Origin of the sequence: Thermocoleostomius sinensis A174 (assembly GCF_026802175.1) — a bacterium.
GTDB classification, from domain to species: Bacteria; Cyanobacteriota; Cyanobacteriia; order Elainellales; family Elainellaceae; genus Thermocoleostomius; species Thermocoleostomius sinensis.
Map to the genome: position 1 here is coordinate 732045 of NZ_CP113797.1, position 22510 is coordinate 754554.

The 22510-nt window shown below is 49.1% G+C and carries 21 protein-coding genes; 15 read left to right on the forward strand and 6 right to left on the reverse strand.

Features of this window, described 5'->3' with window-relative positions; translation table 11 throughout:
* Positions 1–598: 598 nt before the first annotated feature.
* The 3 genes from OXH18_RS03120 (at position 599) to mnmA (ending at position 3833) form a co-directional block, all read left to right on the forward strand.
* The gene (locus tag OXH18_RS03120) at positions 599–1741 is read left to right on the forward strand and encodes a glycosyltransferase (RefSeq protein ID WP_268610961.1); all 1143 of its coding nucleotides are present in this window, start codon (positions 599–601) and stop codon (positions 1739–1741) included.
* 77 nt (positions 1742–1818) lie between these two features.
* Positions 1819–2607: a Uma2 family endonuclease gene (locus OXH18_RS03125; RefSeq protein WP_268610962.1), complete on the forward strand. Its 789-nt coding sequence runs from the start codon at positions 1819–1821 to the stop codon at positions 2605–2607.
* A gap of 155 nt (positions 2608–2762) precedes the next feature.
* Entirely contained in the window at positions 2763–3833 is a 1071-nt protein-coding gene (gene mnmA, locus OXH18_RS03130) for a tRNA 2-thiouridine(34) synthase MnmA (protein ID WP_268610963.1), read from the forward strand.
* Positions 3834–3865: 32 nt separating this feature from the next.
* Here mnmA and OXH18_RS03135 read toward each other — a convergent pair whose 3' ends face one another.
* Complete coding sequence (locus OXH18_RS03135) at positions 3866–4552, reverse strand: peptidylprolyl isomerase (protein ID WP_268610964.1); 687 nt, start codon at positions 4550–4552, stop codon at positions 3866–3868.
* 110 nt (positions 4553–4662) lie between these two features.
* On the reverse strand, positions 4663–5466 hold the full coding sequence (locus OXH18_RS03140; protein WP_268610965.1) for a pre-peptidase C-terminal domain-containing protein: 804 nt from the start codon (positions 5464–5466) through the stop codon (positions 4663–4665).
* Between the two features lie 711 nt (positions 5467–6177).
* Between OXH18_RS03140 and pheS the strand changes: the two genes are divergently transcribed.
* The 4 genes from pheS to OXH18_RS03160 all read left to right on the forward strand — a co-directional run bounded on the left by pheS (position 6178) and on the right by OXH18_RS03160 (position 9317).
* Entirely contained in the window at positions 6178–7179 is a 1002-nt protein-coding gene (gene pheS, locus OXH18_RS03145; RefSeq protein ID WP_268610966.1) for a phenylalanine--tRNA ligase subunit alpha, read from the forward strand.
* A gap of 458 nt (positions 7180–7637) precedes the next feature.
* Positions 7638–8024: an SMU1112c/YaeR family gloxylase I-like metalloprotein gene (gloA2, locus tag OXH18_RS03150; RefSeq protein ID WP_268610967.1), complete on the forward strand. Its 387-nt coding sequence runs from the start codon at positions 7638–7640 to the stop codon at positions 8022–8024.
* A 123-nt stretch (positions 8025–8147) separates the two neighbouring features.
* Complete coding sequence (larB, locus tag OXH18_RS03155; RefSeq protein WP_268610968.1) at positions 8148–8933, forward strand: nickel pincer cofactor biosynthesis protein LarB; 786 nt, start codon at positions 8148–8150, stop codon at positions 8931–8933.
* Positions 8934–9317 (forward strand): histidine kinase, encoded by a 384-nt coding sequence (locus OXH18_RS03160; protein WP_268610969.1) that lies wholly within the window; start codon positions 8934–8936, stop codon positions 9315–9317.
* Here the strand turns inward: OXH18_RS03160 and OXH18_RS03165 are convergent.
* Positions 9276–10271 carry a methyltransferase gene (locus tag OXH18_RS03165; RefSeq protein WP_390904375.1) on the reverse strand — a complete coding sequence of 332 codons (996 nt, stop codon included), beginning with the start codon at positions 10269–10271 and terminating at the stop codon, positions 9276–9278. The two genes, OXH18_RS03160 and OXH18_RS03165, sit on opposite strands and share 42 nt — an antisense overlap.
* A 342-nt stretch (positions 10272–10613) precedes the next feature.
* Here OXH18_RS03165 and OXH18_RS03170 point away from each other — a divergent pair, with 342 nt between their 5' ends.
* The 5 genes from OXH18_RS03170 to nblB all read left to right on the forward strand — a co-directional run bounded on the left by OXH18_RS03170 (position 10614) and on the right by nblB (position 14235).
* A complete protein-coding gene (locus OXH18_RS03170; protein ID WP_268610971.1) occupies positions 10614–11909 on the forward strand; it encodes an MFS transporter in 1296 nt (431 codons plus the stop codon).
* A gap of 121 nt (positions 11910–12030) precedes the next feature.
* Positions 12031–12297, forward strand: coding sequence for a hypothetical protein (locus tag OXH18_RS03175; RefSeq protein WP_268610972.1), 267 nt, complete (start codon positions 12031–12033; stop codon positions 12295–12297).
* 51 nt (positions 12298–12348) lie between these two features.
* A complete protein-coding gene (locus tag OXH18_RS03180; protein ID WP_268610973.1) occupies positions 12349–12849 on the forward strand; it encodes a GNAT family N-acetyltransferase in 501 nt (166 codons plus the stop codon).
* Positions 12850–12935: 86 nt separating this feature from the next.
* A complete protein-coding gene (locus tag OXH18_RS03185) occupies positions 12936–13403 on the forward strand; it encodes a CBS domain-containing protein (RefSeq protein ID WP_268610974.1) in 468 nt (155 codons plus the stop codon).
* 172 nt (positions 13404–13575) lie between these two features.
* The gene (gene nblB / locus OXH18_RS03190) at positions 13576–14235 is read left to right on the forward strand and encodes a phycobilisome degradation protein NblB (protein WP_268610975.1); all 660 of its coding nucleotides are present in this window, start codon (positions 13576–13578) and stop codon (positions 14233–14235) included.
* A 56-nt stretch (positions 14236–14291) separates the two neighbouring features.
* Here nblB and OXH18_RS03195 read toward each other — a convergent pair whose 3' ends face one another.
* Positions 14292–14870 carry a hypothetical protein gene (locus OXH18_RS03195; protein WP_268610976.1) on the reverse strand — a complete coding sequence of 193 codons (579 nt, stop codon included), beginning with the start codon at positions 14868–14870 and terminating at the stop codon, positions 14292–14294.
* Between the two features lie 385 nt (positions 14871–15255).
* Positions 15256–16137, reverse strand: coding sequence for a 16S rRNA (cytidine(1402)-2'-O)-methyltransferase (gene rsmI, locus OXH18_RS03200; RefSeq protein WP_268610977.1), 882 nt, complete (start codon positions 16135–16137; stop codon positions 15256–15258).
* 380 nt (positions 16138–16517) lie between these two features.
* Between rsmI and OXH18_RS03205 the strand changes: the two genes are divergently transcribed.
* From OXH18_RS03205 to OXH18_RS03215, 3 genes are all read left to right on the forward strand, one after another.
* Positions 16518–17213, forward strand: a complete 696-nt coding sequence (locus tag OXH18_RS03205; RefSeq protein WP_390904345.1) for a sugar transferase — start codon at positions 16518–16520, stop codon at positions 17211–17213.
* A 187-nt stretch (positions 17214–17400) separates the two neighbouring features.
* A complete protein-coding gene (locus OXH18_RS03210; RefSeq protein WP_268610979.1) occupies positions 17401–18309 on the forward strand; it encodes a sugar kinase in 909 nt (302 codons plus the stop codon).
* A 132-nt stretch (positions 18310–18441) separates the two neighbouring features.
* Positions 18442–19521, forward strand: a complete 1080-nt coding sequence (locus OXH18_RS03215) for an SPFH domain-containing protein (RefSeq protein WP_268610980.1) — start codon at positions 18442–18444, stop codon at positions 19519–19521.
* A 153-nt stretch (positions 19522–19674) separates the two neighbouring features.
* Here the strand turns inward: OXH18_RS03215 and OXH18_RS03220 are convergent, their stop codons facing one another.
* Positions 19675–22446: a molybdopterin-dependent oxidoreductase gene (locus OXH18_RS03220; protein ID WP_268610981.1), complete on the reverse strand. Its 2772-nt coding sequence runs from the start codon at positions 22444–22446 to the stop codon at positions 19675–19677.
* Positions 22447–22510: the final 64 nt, after the last annotated feature.

Consider the following 22510-nt stretch of genomic DNA (forward strand, 5'->3'; position numbering starts at 1 on the left):
GTGTTCCTCTTCGTTTCCTTGCTGATGATTTGTATTGGGTTAGGAACGGCCCAAGGCATGGGGGTCACCCAACCATGCATCAGCAAGGTGTGCCGATCGCAGACACCTGGTCTACAATCAACACAGCCTAGCCTCCTGCTTGCGACAGGAAGTTAGGTTAGCTGGTTAGGGTTGCTGGTAACTTCCCTAATCAGCGCCAGTACCTTGAGCCGTTCAGCCGTTCCTCTCGTCCTGCGAAAGAACCAGCATCGCCATAGCATAAACCAACTCGATCGGTCTGCACAAGCGTATCGAGCATTTTTTTGTCAAGATTTTGTAACGAAGGGGAAGCAGAGAGCGAAAAGAGAGTGAATCACCTGCTCGATCGCACAACAACCTGCTGCAATGTAAAGAAACCGTAAATCCTTTTTTGTCAATTGGTGTGAATTCCGGACTCACTGACTAGGACAGGAATAAGCGAATAGTTGAGTTAATTGTACATAACCTCTAAGCCTTTTAAGTGGGTAGCTTCAGGGTCAACCATCACCACATTCAAAGGTGAGTCATTTGCTGTATTGCTGCGCAGCAAAGTTCACCTGCTAATTACAGCTTTCTTGCAATGAAAATTCTTTTTTTGGATCAAAGCGGTAAACCCGGTGGCGCCGAACTTTGTTTACTCGATATCGCAAGGTCGTACCACGATCGCTCCTTAATTGCTTTATTTTCAGATGGCACCTTCAAGGAAATACTTGAACAATATCAAGTTCCTGTTCGTGTCTTATCCAAACAAGGAATCAATATTCGCAAAGATTACAATGCCGTTCAAGGAATTGGTCAAATAGGACAGCTTCTGCCAATCTTAATTCAGGTGACAAAACTGAGCTACCAGTTTGACTTGATTTATGCTAATACGCCTAAAGCCCTCATTGTTGGAGCAATCGCTAGCTTAATTAGCCATCGCCCCTTGGTCTATCACCTCCACGACATTATTTCTGCTGAGCATTTTAGTGCAACTAATCGGTCTCTTTTAGTGAACTTGGCAAATCGCTGTGCCTCTCTGGTCATCGCCAACTCTAAAGCGAGCCAAGCGGCCTTTATTAAAGCTGGCGGTCGAGCAGAACTGACTGAGGTCGTGTACAACGGGTTTCAACCTGAGTCTTATTTGGTTGATGAGTCTGAACGATCGCGTTTACGTACAGAATTGGGGCTTGGCGATCGCTTTGTGGTCGGACATTTCAGTCGCTTGTCTCCATGGAAAGGACAACATGTTTTGATTGAAGCACTACACTATTGTCCTGAGGATGTTTCAGTGCTGCTGGTTGGAGACGCTCTGTTTGGTGAAGAAGCCTACAAGGTACAACTCTGGCGACAGATTGCCATGCTAGGACTTAAACCTCGGGTGCAGTTTTTGGGATTTCGCTCAGATATTCCACAATTGATGGCAGCGTGTGATTTGGTAGCACATACTTCGATCGCACCGGAACCCTTTGGTCGCGTCATTGTGGAAGCTATGTTGTCTGGTACAACGGTGGTTGCCGCTGCCGATGGTGGAGCCGTTGAGCTAATCGATCATGCTCAGACTGGATGGTTGTGTCCACCGAATGATCCTCAACAACTGGCTGAGATGGTTGTAATGTGTCGCAACCAGCTAGCGCAAACCCAGGCTATGGCTAAGCACGTTCAAGCAACGGCCAGCCAGCGGTTTAACCTCAGCCATACCAATCACCAAATTGATCAACTATTGCGGCAGGTTTTAGCTTAATCGTCGCGGTTGTCGCAAAGAAGTCGGTACAATGAAGGTCGATACAATCAAATCGATCGAGCGATCACATCCCGCTTATGTATCAAACCGATCCGTCGCTGCCCGCCAAGGAGACGCTGCCCACCATGTATGATCTTCCCAGTGAAGATCCGCAGGAACCTGGTGTGCCCGACGAGTTTCATCTGTTTCAACCGCGATTGCTGCAAGAGACTTTCTGTCCTCCTAATTATCCTGTTGAGCAGGTTTTTACAGCGAGTGATCTCAACCTTTACTATGATGTGCGTCATCCGCTGTGGTACAAACGCCCTGATTGGTTTGCGGTCGTTGGAATCTCTAGACTGTACGAAGAACACGATTTGCGGTTGAGCTATGTGATCTGGCAGGAAGAGGTAGCCCCTTTAGTGGTGGTGGAATTGTTGTCGCCTGGAACAGAAACCGAAGATTTAGGCCAAACAACCCGCGAAATTAATCAACCGCCGACTAAGTGGTCTGTTTATGAACAAATTTTGCGCGTTCCGTATTACGTTGTGTTCGATCGCTACACGAACCAGCTTCAGGCATTTCAACTGATTGATCGCCATTACCAGAAACTCCTCTTTGATGGCTCGCCGATCTGGATTGCTGAGCTGGAATTAGGGTTAGGACTGTGGTACGGACGTTATCAAGGCGTTGAACGGCTATGGCTACGCTGGTGTGATGGAGATGCGAATTGGATTCCAACTCCCGTCGAAGCAGAACGTTCACGAGCCGAAGCAGAACGTTTGCGGGCCGAAGCAGAACGTTCACGAGCCGAAGCAGAACGTTTGCGGGCTGAACGCTTAGCCGAACGCTTGAGGAGTTTAGGGGTTGATCCAAATCAGCTGTGAGGAATGACTCGTGAGCCTAAAAATCAGGACTAGAACCCTAGAAATAATGTTCTGCTGCTCCGTACTCCAGTGGTGAATGCTAGCCTAGAAGGAGAGATTGACACACTCAATCTAAATCGGTAAATCTACGCGATCATTCTCGGCTTCAGGCGCACATGAACAAGGTGGTAGTTGGACTTTCAGGCGGCGTGGACAGTTCCGTCGCAGCAGCAACTCTGCATCGTCAAGGGTATGACGTTGTAGGATTGACGCTTTGGCTGATGCGAGGCAAGGGACAATGCTGCTCGGAGGGGATGGTCGATGCGGCTCGGCTCTGTGATGAGTTGGGAATTCCCTACCATGTGGTAGACAGTCGCGATGTGTTTGAAAAGCAAATCATTAATTATTTGGTCAGTGGCTATGAAGCTGGCATTACACCGTTGCCGTGCTCACAGTGCAATAAGGCGGTGAAGTTTAGCCCCATGCTGCACTATGCTCGCGAAGAGTTGGGGGTTGATCGCATTGCAACGGGACACTATGCCCGGATTACCGTTGATCCCGATACAGGGCGCTATCAACTGCGGAGAGCCGTTGACTTGAGTAAAGATCAATCCTATTTTCTATATGATCTAGAGCAAGACGTGTTAGCCCATACGCTGTTTCCACTGGGTGAGCAAACCAAAGCCGAAACCCGACGGATGGCCGCAGAATTCGGGTTGCACACAGCCGAGAAACCAGAAAGTCAAGACTTGTGCTTGATTGAGGCACACGGTTCGATGCGATCGTTTCTAGACAAGTATCTAGCGCCGCAGAAAGGCGATATTGTTGATCAGTCTGGTCAGGTGTTGGGACAACACGATGGCATTCACCATTACACAATTGGACAACGTCGAGGGATTGGCATTGCCGCGGAACGACCGTTGTATGTGATTGGCATTGATGCTGGCAGAAATCAGGTGATTGTGGGCGATCGCGAAGCGATTCAAACCAACGACTGCATAGTGCAGCAGGTGAATTGGGTGTCGATCGCACCTCCAACTGCCCCAATTCGTGCTGAAGTGCAAATCCGCTATCGAGCGACGGCTGTTCCTTGTACGGTGATTCCGCTCAGTGAAGATGGACAGGGCGATCGGGTGAAGGTGGTGTTTGACAAGCCGCAAATCAGCGTGACGCCCGGACAAGCGGCGGTGTGGTATCAAGGAGATTTATTGTTAGGGGGTGGCGTGATCGAGAATGCCCACTCATAACAGCAGCTAGTCAGGTAAAGTTGATGGCGATATTAGATTGCGTTGCGATGAGATGGCAGAAGCTCAATCGATTGCATTTGTTCAGAAAGCCAGTGTTCCAATTGCTCATCTAGAAGTCGCTGCTGCACTGTTGCATCGAGTTGAGCCGGAATGCGTGCTTCTACCCGCAAAACCACAAACCGATCATCCAGTTGCAACGGTGGAGACACGACGCCAAGCGGGCAATTGGCTAGTAACTGAGCAAAATCGGGATGATACGTTCCTAATTCTACTGGGCCGACTAATCCACCTGTTTCTGCCTCTGGGCCTTGCGAGTACTGGGCGGCGAGGTTGGCAAACGATTGTTCATTAGCTTGAAGACGAAAATATAGTTCGTAAGCTATATCGCGATCGGGTGTGCGGATTAGTGAGTAGACTACCTGCATGAGTGAACGTTGCCGCTCAACAAAATAGGTTTCTAGTTGGTTGCCCCACTGTTGTTGCTTAAACAAATGAATTTTTAGCGATCGAATCCTATCTTGTTCACAGATATTGGAAGCCTGAAATTCTGATCGCTGTTGCCATTGAGTTAGTTCAGTATCGCTGTATTTAATGTCAGCAATAGCTCGATCGAGAATCAACTCGCGTAATAGACCAGGCAGCATTCGATAACGAATGAGCAATGGCAACAAGTCGGCAGTAGTAATGGTTTGATGATTGATCTGTAAAACGATAGTCATAATTCTAAAACTAAAATTTAAAAAGAAATAGGAATCGATCGGACCTATTGAGGCACTCGATCGATTAGATAGCCGAATAGATAGACGAGAAAAATAAACTTAAATGGCAACTAGCTAAAACTTAATGTGTAACCAGTGCTAGTACCGGAATAGAGATAGACCTGAGCAAAATAAGTACCGGTTCCCAGAAAAGCTGTCACAGAATCAGGAGATATGCCAGCATTGGTTGATTCAGCGATAATTTCAGGAATATCAATGACACCGTTGCGGTTACGATCTTGAACAAGCCGTAAATCAGCATCAGCAGACAAACCACTGAGCGTAATATTAACAAAGCGAAGGCCAGCAACTGAGAACTGAAATGTGTCAGCCGCATCACCACGTGAACCATTGCCAAACTCGCCAGGTTCGTAAAGTGAATCAGAGAACTGTCTGAAACCACGCAGAATTCCAACATTGGTTTCTACAGGCAACAAGTTACCACCGATTCTAGTGTTCGACATCCTCAAGGTGTAGGTGCTGCCAGGTCCACTGTAAAGGTAGGATTGTAAGAAGTACCTACCTGCCGCTAAACCATTGACATTGATTGCCTCATCTGCATTGCTTCCTCTCAGGGAAGAGGCAATTATCGTATCGAAACTATCAACAATACCGTTATTGTTATTATCGCGAATTAATCGCATATCAATGTCCGTACCTGGACGAATTCCTGTTAAAGAAGCATTGAAGTTACCACCATTGAAGAAGAACAATGTCGTATCGACCGTATCAAAGAAGCTGCTGATACTATCGCGACGCACATAAGGCGCACCGCGCAGAGTCCCAGCAAAATACTCGTAGTACTGGTTTGGCACAAAATTAGTGGAATTTTGCGTTGCTGGTGCATCCAACACAGTCAGTGTTGTTTTTGACATGGTAAATTTCTCCTGATTTGCCAAGCGATGAATCAAAACAGCAAAAACTCGATCGCCAACTCGTTCATGTAACCCAAGCGCGATCGACTTATGGAATATCACTGCGTAATTTCACAGAGATGTTGCTTTTAAGCATGCAGTAAGACCTCAGCTTTGCGCAAGAGAAGAAAAAATTAAGAAGTCAGATTTTATCTAAGTAGAAACACTAGAAAAGTCAGGAAAAAGTCAGAAATGTACCAGTACTGAAAGCCTTACATTGTCTGCATGACCTTGATCCCTGTCAATAAAAAAGTAGTCTGTACTACGATTGCGTCTCCCGTCACGGTGCTAAGCATCTACGAGCCAATCAAGGTGTACTTGGAAAAACTTCATGAAGCTCGGTAAAAATGACGCGGCTTCATCCCGTAATTGCAAGAGTTTTCTGAACTGCACGATCGCTGATCTCATCACCGCCGGGATTGGGGTGTTGAAAGTTTGTTGATCATCAACTTTAATACTTCGGACAGTTCAACACGTTTCATTCTCCCAATCCCTCAAGTTTGGGGAAATTGGCGATCTGACAAGTGGCGATCTTAAAAGTTCCGCAGAATTGGGGAAGTTGAGGGGCTGCATCAGTCTTGATCCCTTCTCTTTATAAGCTGGTTCAAGATACAATGGCACCATCACCTTTGCGTTGTTCACTTTTACTTTTTTCACTTTTCTCCTCTGGGCATGACCACACAGCTTAGCGATCTCGAAACTCAACTGTCCACCTTAAAACAAGAAGCTCAGCGGGCGATCGCCACTGCATCTGACCTAGAGCAACTGGAACAACTGCGCATCAAGTACTTGGGTAAGAAGGGCAGCTTATCGCAAGTGTTGGGCGGTATGGGAAAACTAGATGCCTCTGAACGACCACGCATCGGTGCGTTGGCTAATGAAGTCAAAGAACTGATTCAAGCAGAACTAGAGCAGACTCGATCGACGCTACAAACAGCGCAAATTGAAGCGCAACTGGAAGCTGAAACTCTAGATGTGACAATGCCGGGAATCTATCAACCCCAAGGTCGTACCCATCCCCTGACCAGTACGATCGATCGAGTTGTAGATATTTTTGTGGGACTGGGCTATACAGTGGCACAAGGCCCAGAAATGGAGTCAGATTACTATAATTTTGAAGCCTTGAATACACCTGCCGACCATCCAGCGCGTGATATGGCAGACACCTTCTATTTGCCAGATGGTAACTTGTTGCGCACGCATACTTCCTCTGTGCAGATTCGCTACATGGAGAACAACGAGCCACCGGTTCGGATTGTAGCTCCAGGACGGGTCTATCGTCGTGATACAGTCGATGCAACCCATACCGCCGTTTTCCACCAGGTTGAAATTTTGGCGGTAGACGAAGGATTGACGTTTACCGATTTGCGCGGCACCATCAAGATTTTTCTAGAGTCAATGTTTGGCGAGTGTCCGATTCGTTTCCGTCCCAGTTTCTTTCCGTTCACGGAACCGTCTGCTGAGGTGGATTTGCAGTGGCGCGGTCGCTGGCTGGAGGTCATGGGCTGTGGCATGGTCGATCCCAATGTTCTCAAAGCGGTGGGCTATGATCCGGAAGTATACACGGGATTTGCTGCGGGGTTTGGGGTAGAGCGGTTAGCCCAAGTATTGCATCAGTTGGATGATATTCGCCGCTTATACAGCAGCGATCTCCGCTTCCTACGCCAGTTTTAAGGACAGTATGGTCTAGAGGCGTTGCTGAACACAGATAGGAATTGCCCGCATCCCCAACCCTTCTCCCCAAGGAGAAGGGAGCCAGACTTGTTATTCTCTCTCAAAGGAGAGGGCTAGGGTATCGCTGAAAGATTGTCCTGCTTTCAAAAAATTTGGGCGCTGGTGTCAATAGAAGGTTAGGCTTCGGCTTTGCTCAGGAATGGGACGAAAGCTGAAATGGTGTGAGTAAGCAGCTTGCCCATACCCTGGTGGCATGGGGGCAGATGTTGCCATCTTTGGCGTCACGCGATTGTTCTGTTATCAAACCTGCCTCTATAGGTAGTTTTTGTCTATGTCTTGTCTAGAAAATTGATGTCTAAAAAACTCCTTAATCGGGGAGACTGCGATCGGAAGACTATGATCGGGAAGAGACGGTTCACCTTCAGGTTCACCTTCAGTAAATGCAAACAGACTCCCACATGAAAACAAACGGCTTTCACCATGTTGCTATTATCTGTTCGGACTACGCAAAATCCAAGCATTTCTATGTCAATATCCTGGGGTTTGAAGTGATACAAGAAACCTTCCGCGCCGCCCGCCGTTCCTACAAGCTGGATTTGAAAGTGGGAGATAACGACGCGATCGAGCTATTTTCTTTTCCTGACCCGCCCGCTCGCCCCAGCCGTCCTGAAGCTTGCGGACTGCGACATTTAGCCTTTGAGGTCAATGATTTAGAGGCGATCGTCACTGACCTCAGCGCACAGGGCATTGCGGTTGAACCCATTCGGCTAGATGACTTGACAGGCAAGCGCTTTACCTTCTTCCAAGATCCCGACGGTTTGCCCCTAGAACTTTACGAGCGCTGAACCTGCCCTAAAAGCGTCACCCGATCGCTTAAATAAGATAAGGAAGCATCCTATCCGCTTTTAGCGCCCATCCTTTCACCTTCCTTTTATTCGTTATCCTTCAACCTTTTTCTTTTCCTCGCCGTGTCCAATCCTGACGCCTTACGCAATCTACTCAACGATGTTGCCACCGGAACCCTTAGTCCCGATGTAGCACTCGATAAGCTCAAACACTTTGACTTTGAGCCGATCGACGAGTTCGCCAAAGTTGATCATCATCGATTGCTGCGCACAGGTTTTCCAGAAGTGATTTGGGGGCAAGACAAAACGCCCGACCAAATTGCTCAAATTATCCGAACCATGCGGCTGCACAATTCGGTGGTGATGGCAACGCGCATCCGTCCTGAGGTTTATGCTCAGGTTCAAGCGCAAATTCCCGATTTGGACTACTACCCGCTGGCCCGTATTTGTGCCCTGAAACCTGGACAACTTGAACCTCGCTATGCAGGAACGATCGCCCTGCTGTCTGCGGGAACAGCCGATTTACCCGTCGCAGAAGAAGCCGCTGTGACGGCCGAATTGTGTGGATTTCGGGTCAAACGGCTTTGGGATGTAGGTGTGGCGGGCATTCACCGATTGCTCAATAACCGTCATGTCATTGACGAGGCAGATGTGCTGATTGTAGTGGCTGGTATGGAGGGAGCTTTACCCAGCGTTGTGGCTGGTTTGGCTAATTGTCCAGTGATTGCGGTTCCTACCAGTATTGGTTATGGAGCCAGCTTCAACGGCTTGGCGGCTCTGTTAACAATGCTGAACTCCTGTGCGGCTGGCATCGGAGTCGTTAATATTGACAATGGATTTGGAGCCGCTATTTTGGCTGGACAAATTCTGCGGACGGCTCATCGCTTAAGCTCAAAAGGAGATTTGTGAATGCCCGCTATTCCTTGTCATATTCTAGTCGAAGGTAATCCAGTTATTGTTTATGCAAGTCGAAATGGCTCCCCCGAAAAGGTACTTCCGATTCTCAATCGATTCCTTGACACATTCTGGCAAGAGCGAGACGCTTCTGGTGAAATCAGCGATACCCCAGAATGTTTAGTAGCCCAAATTGTTGTGCGATTTGGCTTTGAGATTTGTGAAGACGATTATTCTAATTTGCGGGTAGGGTTGCACTATTATCCTGATGTAGAGTATTTGTATACAATTACAGCCGATCGCCAAGTACAGGTTTGGGTGCCAGAGATAGACTATCGCGAAAATCCGGCGTTGGGGTTAAAAGGCTGCCACCCCCTCCACAACACTAACCATTGTTGACGTCGGAACAATACGAGACAGCTTGAACCCAGCAGCGGTCAGCAATACCTCATATTCGGCGGCGGTGCGTTCACGTCCACCCGGACACATCACCAGCATATTCATATCCAGCAATTTGCCCATAAACGGTTCATTGCCCGGTGGAATCACTTGTTCCACAATCAATACACGACCGTTATCCGTCATGGCGCGTCGGCATTGTTTTAAGATTTCGATCGATCGATCATCATCCCAGTCATGCACAATGTGCTTGAGCAGGTAAGCATCGGCTCCAGTGGGTACGGCTTCAAAGAAATTCCCTTCCACCACTTGACAGCGATCGCTCACGCCATAAGACGCCAACACCGAAGCTGCCCCGGCTACCACCGCTGGTTGCTCAAACAAAATGCCGTGCAGATGAGGGTTAGCGTGTAACACAGCGGCTAATAGGCTACCGTGACCGCCCGCCACATCTACCAAGGTGTGAATTGGGGAGAAATCATAACCCGTGACAACGCCGACATTTTCTACGGATGAAAAGCTGGTCATAGCCCGATCGAACACGGCGGCGGCCTCTGGATTTTGGGCATAGTGTTGAAACACATTCATGCCATACAGATTTTCGAAGGCACTTTCGCCCGTGCGCAGGCTGTGCATCACGTTGCCCCAACTGGCATAATGTTCTGGATCACCGAGCATAATGGCGGCATCACGCACAGAACCAGGCTGATCGCGCTGCAAATACGTAGCTAAGGGAGTGAGGGCAAACCAACCCGGTTCGGTTTCAACGAAAATTCCCAGACTCGACAACGCACGCAGCAATCGATACAGCGATCGAGGATCAGTTGCAGTGAGTTGAGCCAATACCTCAGTTGATTGGGCCCGATCGCCTAAGTGATCGGCAATGCCCAGCTTGGCCGCAGCATAAATTGATTGCGCCACCCAATAGCTCGTCACCATTTGCATCATCATCATTTGCAGTGCATCGGGGGCAGTTAGCTCAGAATCCAGCCCAGAGGGCGCAGCCTCTGGTGCATTTAGTGTTTCTATATTCATCACAATAGTATCCATCCCGTTCTTTGTAGAGAATAAAAAGGTATATAGAGATCGAATAGCATCGCTGAGTTGAAACATGAACTTCATAAGGACAATTTGAAATTACCCTTATGCACTCATAGACGCTCGCCCTATTTTCCTCGTTCAGTAATGCCAGCAAAACATGAAAAATATACCTGTCAGTCGGTGGAGCAACCCGTCAGTCTCGCAGTTGTTACCATCTCTCTTCAATACATGAGATAGTAGATCAATTCCGCAGAGGTGCGACGTTTCTTAAATCTCAATTTGTTGTTTGTGTGGTCTGAACTGTTTTCCCTAATCAAAGCATCCATGACCTTGACCCTGACTCGTGAAACCAGGAACGTGGCGTTGCTGGTAATTTGCCAGGCCCTCGCCATGACCAGTATTACCATTCTGTTTACCGTGGCCGCCCTAATTGGCGATCGTTTGGCAGCCGATAAATCCTTGGCAACGCTACCATTGGCGCTGTTGCAGATCGCGGTGATGATAACTACCATTCCAGCTTCGCTATTGATGAAGCAACGCGGGCGGCGATTCGGCTTTGTGTTGGGTACAATCATCGGTCTGGCAGGAGCCGGGTTAGGTGTAACTAGTACTGTGATCGGTCACTTTTGGCTATTTTGCGTAGCTACGATTCTGTTTGGCGTCTTCAATGGCTTTGTTGGCTTTTATCGGTTTGCGGCGGCCGATGCTGCCAGTGAGTCGTTTCGGGCGCAGGCAATCTCGTTGGTGGTTGCGGGGGGCGTGGTGGCCGCGATTGTGGGGCCAGGGCTGGCCAGTTGGACGAAGGACTGGCTAACTGCCACCTTTGCTGGATCATTAGTGCCGATCGTAGGCTTACAAGTAGTCACCTTGGGCGTGCTGCAAGGCATTGAGATGCCGCCGCTTTCGACATCGGAGCAGCGAGAAGCAGGGCGATCGCTGAGGCAGATTATGCAGCAACCCGTATTCATCGTCGCCACGTTGGGTAGCATGGTGGGCTATGGCGTCATGGTGCTGCTGATGACGGCAACTCCTTTGGCAATGGTAGCGATCGATCATCCCTTTGAGGCAGCGGCGTCTGTGATTCAGTGGCACATTCTTGGCATGTTCGCTCCATCATTCTTTACCGGATTTCTGATTGCCCGCTTTGGCGTTTTGTCAATTATTCTCAGCGGCGTTATCTTAAATTTTCTATGTGTGGGGGTCAATGGGGTTGGGGTTGAGGTTGGACATTTTCGCGTTGCCTTGACGCTATTGGGAATCGGCTGGAATTTCATGTTTGTGGGTTCTACCACGCTGCTGACCGCTACCTATACACCCGTCGAGAAGGCCAAAACCCAAGCCATGCATGATTTTTTGATGTTTGCCTGTGTTGCTGTTGCCACATTTTTGTCAGGGCGAATTCTCAATAACAGCGGCTGGGCGACTGTCAATCAAACGGCGGTGCCGGGGCTGGTGTTGGTTTTCGTTGCAGTTCTCTGGTTGCGACAGCGGCAAGGGCAACGCCAAAGGATTCAAAGTTCAAGCATCGATCATCCAAAGGTAAAAAACTAGTGCTGATCCCAAATAGGTTCCAGCCGATCGCTTAGGATAGAGAAAGATAGCTTCACAAATCTTGAGGCTATCGGTTTACGATCGTCCTCACAACCATTTTTTGTGATTATTCTTTGCAATCATGGCTATCTTTCGTCAATATATTGCCCCACTGCTGATTGTTCTGGTGTTTTTGTTTGCCCTTGTAGCCATTGGCATTCGCAGCTTCTTGCCAGCCGACATGGCGGCTCCCGCTCCCATTGAGGAGGTGGACTCAACGGCTCAACGGTTCTCTGCGGAAATGCAGCAAGAGCTTACAGCGGCTCCAGATGTAGCGGGTCTTCCCCCTTCCCTAGAGGCGTTGGTGCATGGATTGCCAGACGATCGCGCTTTGGGAACTCGGCTATAACCAAAATTGAGCTTAATCAAACTGTGCTTCAAAGGTTATGTTTAATAAACCGTGTCTGAACCAAATTTAGCAGAACTGCCTTCAGATTATCGGCTACGGATCGGGTCTGGACTCGATCGGGCGCTGCTGGTTAAGTTCATGCAGCAGACCTATCAAGAGCTTTACCCTGGTTGCAATTTGACGCATTTTGCAATCACAGTTGAACAGTATTTGTCATCCGAAACGCCGCTGTGGTGGGTTGAGCAGGAAGATGCAACTCCGATTGCTTGCCTATGGCTGGGAACAGCTATAGATCAGGTGCAGGGCGATCGCCATGCCTACATTTTTTTGTTATATGTCAGCCCTGACCATCGTCGCCGAGGGATTGGCTCGGCTCTGATGCAATACGCTGAAACCTGGGCAAAAGCTAGAGGCGATCGGCAAATTGGGCTACAAGTGTTTCAAACCAATCAACCCGCGCTCAATCTCTACGCAAAATTGGGCTATCGGACACAGTCGATTTGGATGGTGAAATCATTCTGTATCCTTTTGCTGTTTCTGCTTCACTCCTGATCCCGCAATTCCCTAAAATGATCCAAGGGATCAAAATCTTATCTATGTTCTAATCCCTAATTCCTAACCCCTAATTCCTAGTCTCTATGTCTACGACCGTTGCCGATATTATGAGCCGCGATCCGATCGTGGTTCATCCCGAAACGCCGCTCAATGAGGCGATCAAAATTCTGGCAGAGCATCGCATTAGCGGGCTACCTGTGGTGGATGCTAGCAACAAATTGGTGGGAGTTGTTTCTGAAACCGATCTCATGTGGCAGGAAACAGGTGTCACTCCTCCTGCCTATTTCATGATTTTGGATAGCGTCATTTATTTAGAAAATCCAGCTAAATATGAACGCGATTTACATAAAGCTCTGGGACAAACTGTAGACGAGGTGATGACGAAAAAAGACATTGCTACAACGACTCCAGAAACCTCTGTCCGCAGCGCTGCTCACTTGATGCACGAACGAAAAGTGCATCGACTCATTGTAGTGGATGCGACCAAACAAGTTGTCGGGGTGCTGACTCGAGGTGACATTATTCGATTGATGGCTGCCAATCAAGAGTGAGCCGATCGACCTTTGCGTTGAGCTTGAGTGCTGAAAGTTGTGGAATCAATCAAACATCAGAGTGGGATTAGTATTGTCCAGATTTTATGATTCATTCATTGAATTGCCTCATGACAAAGCTCAACGTTTGCAAAGATTTAGTTACAGAACATTACAGAAACCGAGATTAAAAATGAGTGTTACGCCTGAATCTGTTAAAGAACTGTTGCGTTCAGATGATTTTGGACAACGCCTCAGCGCTATCAATCAGTTGCGGCAGCTTGATCCGGCTATTGCTTTTGAATTAATTCAACCTGCGATCGCCGATCAAAGTGTGCGCGTGCGCTATGCCGCCGTGAGCCAGATGTCCACCCTGGGAAGTCAGAACGCTCCGCTTTCGCTGGAAATCCTCCGTCGGTGTTTACTCGAAGATCCAGAACCTGATGTGCAAGCTGCGGCTGCCGATGCCTTGGGAGCACTAAAGCTGACTGAAGCCTATGAGGATTTGGAGCGGCTTTATCACCAAACCCCAGAGTGGCTCGTTAAGTTCAGCATTGTGGCCTGCTTAGGAGAACTTGGAGATCCACGCTCATTTTCACTGCTGGAAGCCGCTTTGCAGTCCGACAACGAACTGGTTAAAACGGCTGCAATTGGTTCGTTGGGTGAACTGGGCGATGAACGCGCTCTGCCCCTAATTTTGCCGTATGCGTCTAATCCTGACTGGCAAATTCGCTATCGAGTGGCGCAAGCGTTGAGTCGCTTTGATCATCCAGAAGCACGGGCTGCTTTAGAACAACTAACCCAAGACGAGATGGAACCTGTAGCCCAGGAAGCTAAATCTTATCTGGGCTAGTAAGGTTGGCGGTCATGCCAGCATCGCTTCATCTAAGTGATTGCATCATGGCTGCATCAATTAGACGCACCGCTTGACTTGCGACGGCTGCGGCTAGAGGTTGACCGAGACGTTGTTTTTGCTCTCGACGTTGGTTTGACCTTAGCCGCAGTTTTAGTTTTGGGCGTTGAATGAGCACGACCGCCTGTGCGTGTTTGTCGCTTCTTAGTTGCAGATGTGTCATTGGAATCGGCAGAGTCCATCCGGGTAGCCGCGGCACCGTTAGAGGGTTCACCCATTACAGCCACATTGGCAACAGACTCAGATGGTTTAGACGACTGAGCCTTGCGCGATCGCGTCCCTCGTCGAGTTCGCTTCGGTTTCTCAGCGGCTTCTTTTCTAGCAACCGCCAAGTAGCGTTTCAGTGATGCCACCGTAATCTTTACTTCCTGACCTGCCAAAATCTCTACTACTTCATCGTAGCTGTAACCCCGATCGAGCGCCATTGTGATTGAGTCGTGTAATTCCAAAACCGCTTCACGCAGCGACAGATTCTCCTTCGGTTTCGCAGGTAAATCCTTCAGCGTTGAACTGACTTGTTCAATTGCAGATTTGGGAACAGCAGCAGCAGACGAACGTTTTTTAATTTTGGCCATGTTTCAGTTCCTACAAACGTTAAATTACCTAGGTCGTTCAAGCAAGAAAGTGAGTTTGCGTTGTGAATATTTCACGGTCAACCTTCAGCGATCGATGATTTGATCATCATTTTCTCTCCTTCATACGTTTTAGGAGCTAACTCATGTTGCGATCGGCTGATATCTGACTGCAAAATACTTTCTTTTTATCTACATTACCAATTTATCTTTCCCATAAATCAATTCGCCCATTCAGTTTAGGCAGAAATCTAAAATTGCGACATGTAATCGCAATAGTTGATACAAAAATCGTCCTCCTAGTTTTGTCAACCAATTCACGGTCTTCACCCTGAATACGACCGAAGCGCATCCATTTAGCTCAACGGTGTGTCTTCTAGAGTTACAATCAATCCTCATCCTCTAATTCATCCGAACTGGTAAACAACGCATCGGGAATTGTCAGGGCTAGTTGATAAAGTTGACGGCGAGGTAAAGCAGTTTGTTGAGCTAATTGACGACTCGCTTGCGATCGCGACAATCCCTGCTGCAATAACTGCTGTAGTTCTGCCTTCAATGCCGACTCAGACAATACAGGTTCAGCCGTTTCATAACCAGACACAATCAAAGTAAATTCACCTTGAGGTTCATGCAGGCGATAAAACTTGTCCGCCTCTGCTAACGTACCGCGCCAAAATTGTTCGTGCAGTTTTGTCAGTTCTCGTGCTAGCACAACCGATCGATCTCCCCCCAACACTGTCACCAAATCTGACAACGTTTGTCGTACTCGATGAGGCGCTTCATAAAATACTAAGGTGCGAGGATCAGCTTGAATAGATTCAAGATAGTGACGACGTTCTTGAGATTTGGCAGGCAAAAACCCTTCAAAGGCAAAACGATCTGTCGGCAACCCCGCTGCACTAAGCGCCGTAATTACCGCCGTCACGCCTGGAATCGGAACCACCGCAATCTGTTCTTCAACACAAGCTTTTACTAACTCATAACCCGGATCGGAAATGCCCGGCATTCCTGCATCCGTCACGAGGGCAATCGTCTCTCCTTGGTGTAGGCGTCGCAGCAGTTCAGGATGACGAGCGCGGCGATTGTGATCGTGATAGCTAATTTGTGGTGTGGTGATTTGAAAATGCTGTAAAAGCTTTCCAGTATGGCGGGTATCTTCTGCCGCAATTACGCTGACCTTTCGCAGCACATCAATCGCCCGAAAGGTCATGTCTTCCAGATTGCCGATCGGCGTTCCAACAACGTAAAGCGTTCCAGCCTGTATATCCATACGGGCATCTTACAGCAACTTGCTGCGATTCACCCTGCTATCAAGCCTCGATCGAGGACATTCCTGCCCTTATTTTTGCATGTTTGCCCATAGCAACCAATGCCCTGAGCGCCCACTCAAGCACACAGCGCCAAGGAACACCCACTACTTGATCAAGCAAGTAACATTTTTTACTATAATCTTCATAAAATTACATATGCTGAATATACAGAACCCTAATTCGTCAAGTCTTGGTAAAGCTGGAGGGAACACGGTTTATCCAAACAGAATTCCAGTTCATACTGCTGAATATAGACATAAGAGTCAACCATGAGCAATACTCTGAGTTCTTATTTTAACTGTGACCCATCCTTGTGCTTTACCGTGGCATTCGTATACCTATGAATACAACCCCTAAAATATCTTTTTTTTATTCAAGAACTGTTTCTCATTTGTCCTCAGTACCACAAGAGACCGTTTCGTCGAGTATTCACCCATCGGTTACTAGCCGATTAAAACGATACATTGATATCATCGGAGCTTGCGTTGGTCTCACGCTTACGGCTGTCTTGTTGCTTCCGATTGCGGTTGCCATCTATTTAGACAATCCAGGACCGCTGTTTTATTGTCAAACTCGCTGTGGTTATCGGGGGCAATCCTTTCGTATCTGGAAGTTTCGCTCAATGATAGTCAATGCTGACCAACTAAAGCACACCGTTGTTAACCAAGCCAAAGGACACATTTTTAAGAATGATCGCGATCCACGCATTACCAAAGTAGGACGGTTTCTGCGTCGTACCAGCTTGGATGAATTGCCGCAGTTCTGGAATGTGCTGAAAGGCGAGATGAGCTTGGTTGGAACACGCCCACCCACTCCCGATGAAGTGAAAAAGTACAACAATCGTCATTGGAAGCGGTTAGATGTGAAACCTGGCATCACTGGCGAGTGGCAAGCCAATGGTCGATCGTCTGTCACAAATTTTGAAGATATCGTTAACCTCGATTTACGCTACATGGAGCAGTGGTCGATCGCCTATGATCTGGGGCTGATTCTTAAAACAATTCTAGTGGTTGTTAAACGGAAAGGCGCTTGCTAGGGAGCAAGCATGCACATTTCTAATCGACTCACATTCCGATTTCATTCCACCGCTGCAACCAAACCATTATGGAGAGGTTGCAATTTTTATGGGATTCACATTTCTCATACAGGACGCCGTGGACATCTGTCAGGGTGCTGTGATTCATCTCTCGATACAATGAAAGAATGATTTCTCACTCCTATCAGTGTTGCACACTCCTGCTCATGGACTATTTGTCGGGCTGATTACGCTAGACTTGCTTTACCTTGTCACCGAGTTACCTAATCGCAATCAGAAAGTTGTAGCGCTAGATTCCCTAACGGCAGCGGGTGGGCCTGCCACCAATGCTGCTGTTGCATTTAAACACTTAGGAAATCAAGCAACTCTACTGGGTGTGATGGGTTGCCATGCCATGACCTCCTGTGTAGTCACAGATTTGCAGCAATGTGGCGTTACCTTTGTCGATCTTCAACCCGATCGAGCAGAACCCTTGCCCACATCTTCTATTATCGTGACACAGGCTACAGGCGATCGGGCAGTGGTGTCTCTCAATGCCAGCAAGTCCCAAGCCCAAGCTGATGCCATTCCTGGCTCAATTCTCACCGATCTAGAACACCATAGCATTCAGGTGGTGCTAATTGATGGTCATCAAATAGAGGTGGGTCACACCATTGCCCAGCGGGCCCGCGCTGCCGGAATTCCGATCGTAATTGATGGCGGCAGTTGGAAACCCGGCTTTGAGCAAGTGCTTCCCTATGCAGATTACGTTATCTGCTCTGCCAATTTCCATCCACCCGGATGTCCTACACCAGATCAGGTCTTCCATTACCTATCTAAGCTTCAGATTCCCTATATTGCCATAACCCAAGGCGATCGACCCATTCAATTTCTCAGCCAAGGAGAATCTGGCTTCATTCCAGTTCCATCTGTGACCCCGATCGATACACTAGGCGCAGGTGATATTTTCCACGGGGCATTCTGTCATTTCATCCAATACACCAGTTTTAAAGCTGCCCTCACTCAAGCCGCGACGATCGCCGCCCACAGTTGTCAGTTTTTTGGTACAAGGCAGTGGATGAAGGAAGAAAGGATAAAGGAAAAGGATAAAGGATAAATGGGGGTAAAGGATGAGCCGATCCCGATTCCCCCTTCCCTCTTTTCCCCACTCCCTTGCTAAGGTTGAATAAGTTAAATTGACAGATACAGACTCTTTCATCTTCATCAGACTTGTCCTGGGTGTAATTGCATGGCCAACGCCGACAGTTCGTTACCACTCATCCAAACGATCACCCCAGAACGCTGGGCAGGCTTGAGCATGGATTTTATTGCGGCTGGCTATGTGGGGCTGTTGGTGAAAAACGGGCAACTAGTACGGAGGCTGACACCGGGACGCCACTTCAGCTTTGCAATTCCCTGGATTGAGCAAGCGCAAATTATTTTGGTAGATACAAAGTTGCGCAACCTAGAAGTGATATCGCGGGGCGATTTTCTATCGCTGGATCAGTATTTGGTGAATGTATCGTTGAGTGTGTTGTATCAGGTCATTGATCCAAAGCGAGTAGCCCTAGAAATTTCCGATCCGATCGCCGCCCTTACCAGTGCAGTGAAAGATACGCTGGGTGTGATTGTCAACCAGATGCGACTCAGTGATTTGGTACGGCAAGGCCGAGTCGATATTCGGCAACATCTAATCAGCCATCTCGATTTCTACTCGATCGGATTTAATTTAGAAGATGTGCGGGTCGGCGATATCAGCTTTCCCCAAGCGCGCGGGGTGGTACGGCAAATTGAAGGTTTGACGGCACGGGCAGAAGCTGAACATGAGATTGCTCTTCGATCCAAGATTGCGGAAAGTGACCAAACCATCCGATTGCAACTCAACCATGCCGAGTTAAACCAACGGGCTGAATCTGTTGTTCACCCGACGATCGCGGCCTCTGAGAATAGGGCTGCCCTCCCGCCGCACAATCGAGTGCCGCTACCACCTACCACCCTAGCCGATCCCTCACAAAGCGCGGCCACGGCGCGTCTAGTGCATCAGAGAACAGGTGCCATTGTACCCCTTTCGGTCAACCCCTTCACAATCGGACGCGAATTGGACAACAGCTTGGTTTCTGAAGATTCGCTCTGTTCACGACGACACGCCCGAATTGAACGAGTGTTGAATGCCGAGAACCATGTTCAGTATCAATTAATTGACGTGGGCAGTTCCAATGGCACGTATGTCAGCAATCAACGCCTTGTGGCACAGCAGCCGATCGTTCTTAGCCCCGGTAGCCTAATTCGCATTGGTAACGACGAATGGCTCTTTGAAGCTGAAGTGTAATGGGCAATGGCAGCCGTGATAACTAGATTTCTACTCCCGTTCTACTCCCCTCCTGTAAGGGTCGGGACGACAGTGGGGCTGTTTGGTTGCCAGCAATGGGAAATGTCATACAGAGCTTTGTGCAGAAATTATTCGCACGCTGGCAGCCATCGATCAGGCTTGAAGGGCTTGCCAAACTCGTTCGGGGGTCATGGGCAGTTGTCTCAGGCGAACTCCGGTGGCATGGGCGATGGCGTTGGCAATCGCTGGGGCAATGCCGTTGACGCCGATTTCACCAATTCCTTTAGCTCCATGCGGCCCATGGGGATCGACGGTTTCCACCAGGATCACCTCCAGCGGCGGAATGTCTTTGGCTAGGGGCAAGCGATAGGTACGGGGGGCGGGATTGAGGGGATGTCCTTGCGCGTCCCGTTGCAGCATTTCGCTGAGGGCATAGCCAATGCCCATCACAGTTGCACCCTGAACTTGTCCTTCGCAAATGCGCGGATTAATCGCTTTGCCCAGATCGATCGCTTGCACACAGCGGAGTAGTTTAACCTTACCCGTTTCAACATCGACTTCCACATCAACCCCCACCGCCGCAAACGTCAACGAGGAACAATCAGCGGCATACTCTCGCTCTACTTCGAGGGGTGGCCCTTGGGCCACAGCTTCAGCAAGGGCCGTCAACGATAGCGATTCAGATTGGCTGATCACGGCATCCCTGGTGAGCGACAACGTTTCTACCGGTGAATGCAACATAGTAGCAGCCCGAGCAAGCAGGTGCGATCGCAGGGCTTCAGCCGTCAAGCGAATGGCTTGCCCCGAAATGTATAACGTAGCCGAAGCATAGGACCCTGCATCAAATGGAGTTTCGTGGGTATCAGCCGCAATGATGTCAATGCGATCGATTGTGGTAGCCAAAGCATCAGCCGCAATTTGTCGCAGGGTTGTATCTGATCCGGTTCCCACATCGACTGATCCGGTGCGCAGTTCATAGCGTCCGTCTGGTTTTAAGCACATGCGGGCCCGGGCTAGGTGAATTTTGGCCAAGCCGCTGCCCTGCATGGCAATGGCAAATCCTGTACCGCGCCGCAATGGGCCATCTACCACCGGAGTCGCATTCAGTTGAGCTTGAAAGGCATGAGCCACTCGATCTAACACCTCTGTTAAGCCATAGCTGCCGATCAGGTGGAAATGATGATCGGCTCCAATCAAAATCTCATCGTCGGCGGTAATTAGCTGCTGACGACGCAGATCGATCGGGTTTAGCCCTAGTTTGTCAGCAATTTCATCGAGCTGGCACTCCATGGCAAATACCCCCTGTGTGGCTCCATAGCCGCGAAATGCACCGCCCGGCATGGTGTTGGTATAGATGGAATAACCTGTATAGCGCTGATTGGGACAGCCATAAATGCCCAGCGGCATACTGCCTGTCAAAAACACAACCTGTGTGCCGTGATTGCCATACGCGCCCGTATTCGCCAGGGCTTCCATGTCGATCGCCGTTAACGTACCATTCCGCTTCACCCCCGTTTTTAGGTGAATTTGCATAGCGTGGCGACTGGTGGTAGCCGTGAATTCTTCTTGGCGTGTCAGTTGCCACTGCACCGGACGCCCCGTTCGCAAGGTAGCCAAGACGCATAGATCTTCCAGCAAAATTTCCTGCTTGTTGCCAAACCCACCACCAACTTTAGCTTTGAAGACGCGGATGTTTTCTTTGGGCAGATCGAATAGTTCCGATAGCACCCGCTGACAGTGAAACGGCACTTGTGTACTCGATCGCACCATCACCGTACCGTCAGCATCAATCCAACTAATGCTGGCGTGCAACTCCAGATGAAAATGCTGGACGGCTGGCAGATAGTAGGTATTCTCGACAATGAAATCAGCCTCGGCAAAGCCAGCATCCACATCGCCCCTGCTCATCACTACCTGTCCAGCAATGTTGCGAGCCGCATCATGAATTTGGCTAGAGTCGGCTTCGTCATGGATGATGGGCACGGGCGCTGCATCTATTGCCGAAACTGAGGATGCCACTCGCCCAATTGCCACTGCCGGATCGAGGACATGCGGCAATATTTCGTAGTCTACTTCAATTAACTGACAGGCTTGTTCGGCAATGGCCACCGACTCTGCCACTACCGCTGCCACCCGATCGCCCACAAACCGGACTTTATTGTCGAGCAAGTAATGATCCAACGGATCGGGCACGGGTTCGCCATGACCTGCCGTGGAATAGGCGCGGCGCGGTACATCTGCATGGGTGAACACCGCATGAACTCCCGGGAGTGTCTTGGCTTTCTCGGTGTTGATCGAGCGAATGCGGGCATGGGCGTGGGGCGATCGCAGGACTTTCAAATGCAGCAAACCTGGTGGGGCCCAGTCGGTCGTATAGATCGGTTTGCCAGTGACAATATCGGGGCCGTCCTGTTTGGGGATGTTTTGCCCAATTTGAGGGCAGGAGAAAGTCGGAAGTGGGGAGTCGGAAGTTGAAAGGGAGGGGTGTTTGGCGGCCAAGATGCTTTTGACGATCGCTTCATAGCCTGTGCAGCGGCAGAGATTGCCATCTAGAGACTGTCGGATGTCTTGCTCAGTCTCAACTGTCAGTTTTTCGGCTGACATAATCATACCGGGGGTGCAGTAGCCACACTGAAAGCCTTGGTTTTCCAGAAACGCGACTTGAATCGGGGCAAGTTCGCCGTTGGGTGCTAATCCTTCAATTGTGGTAATGGAGCGATCGATCGCGTGAACTGCTGGATAAATGCAGCTATGCACCGGAACATCATCCACCCAAACAGTGCAACTGCCGCAATCGCCCGATTCACAGACACGATGCGCTCCATACCAACCTTGCTGTTGTAATACGGTCAATAGTGACGTGCCCGGTGTGCAATCAGTCGAGTGGACTTGCCCATTTACCTGCAAATCAAGCGATTCTGTCATAATGGTTTATGCATAAAATCATGATGCTCTCATAGGACGCTACAACTCCTCATTCCCCCTGCGC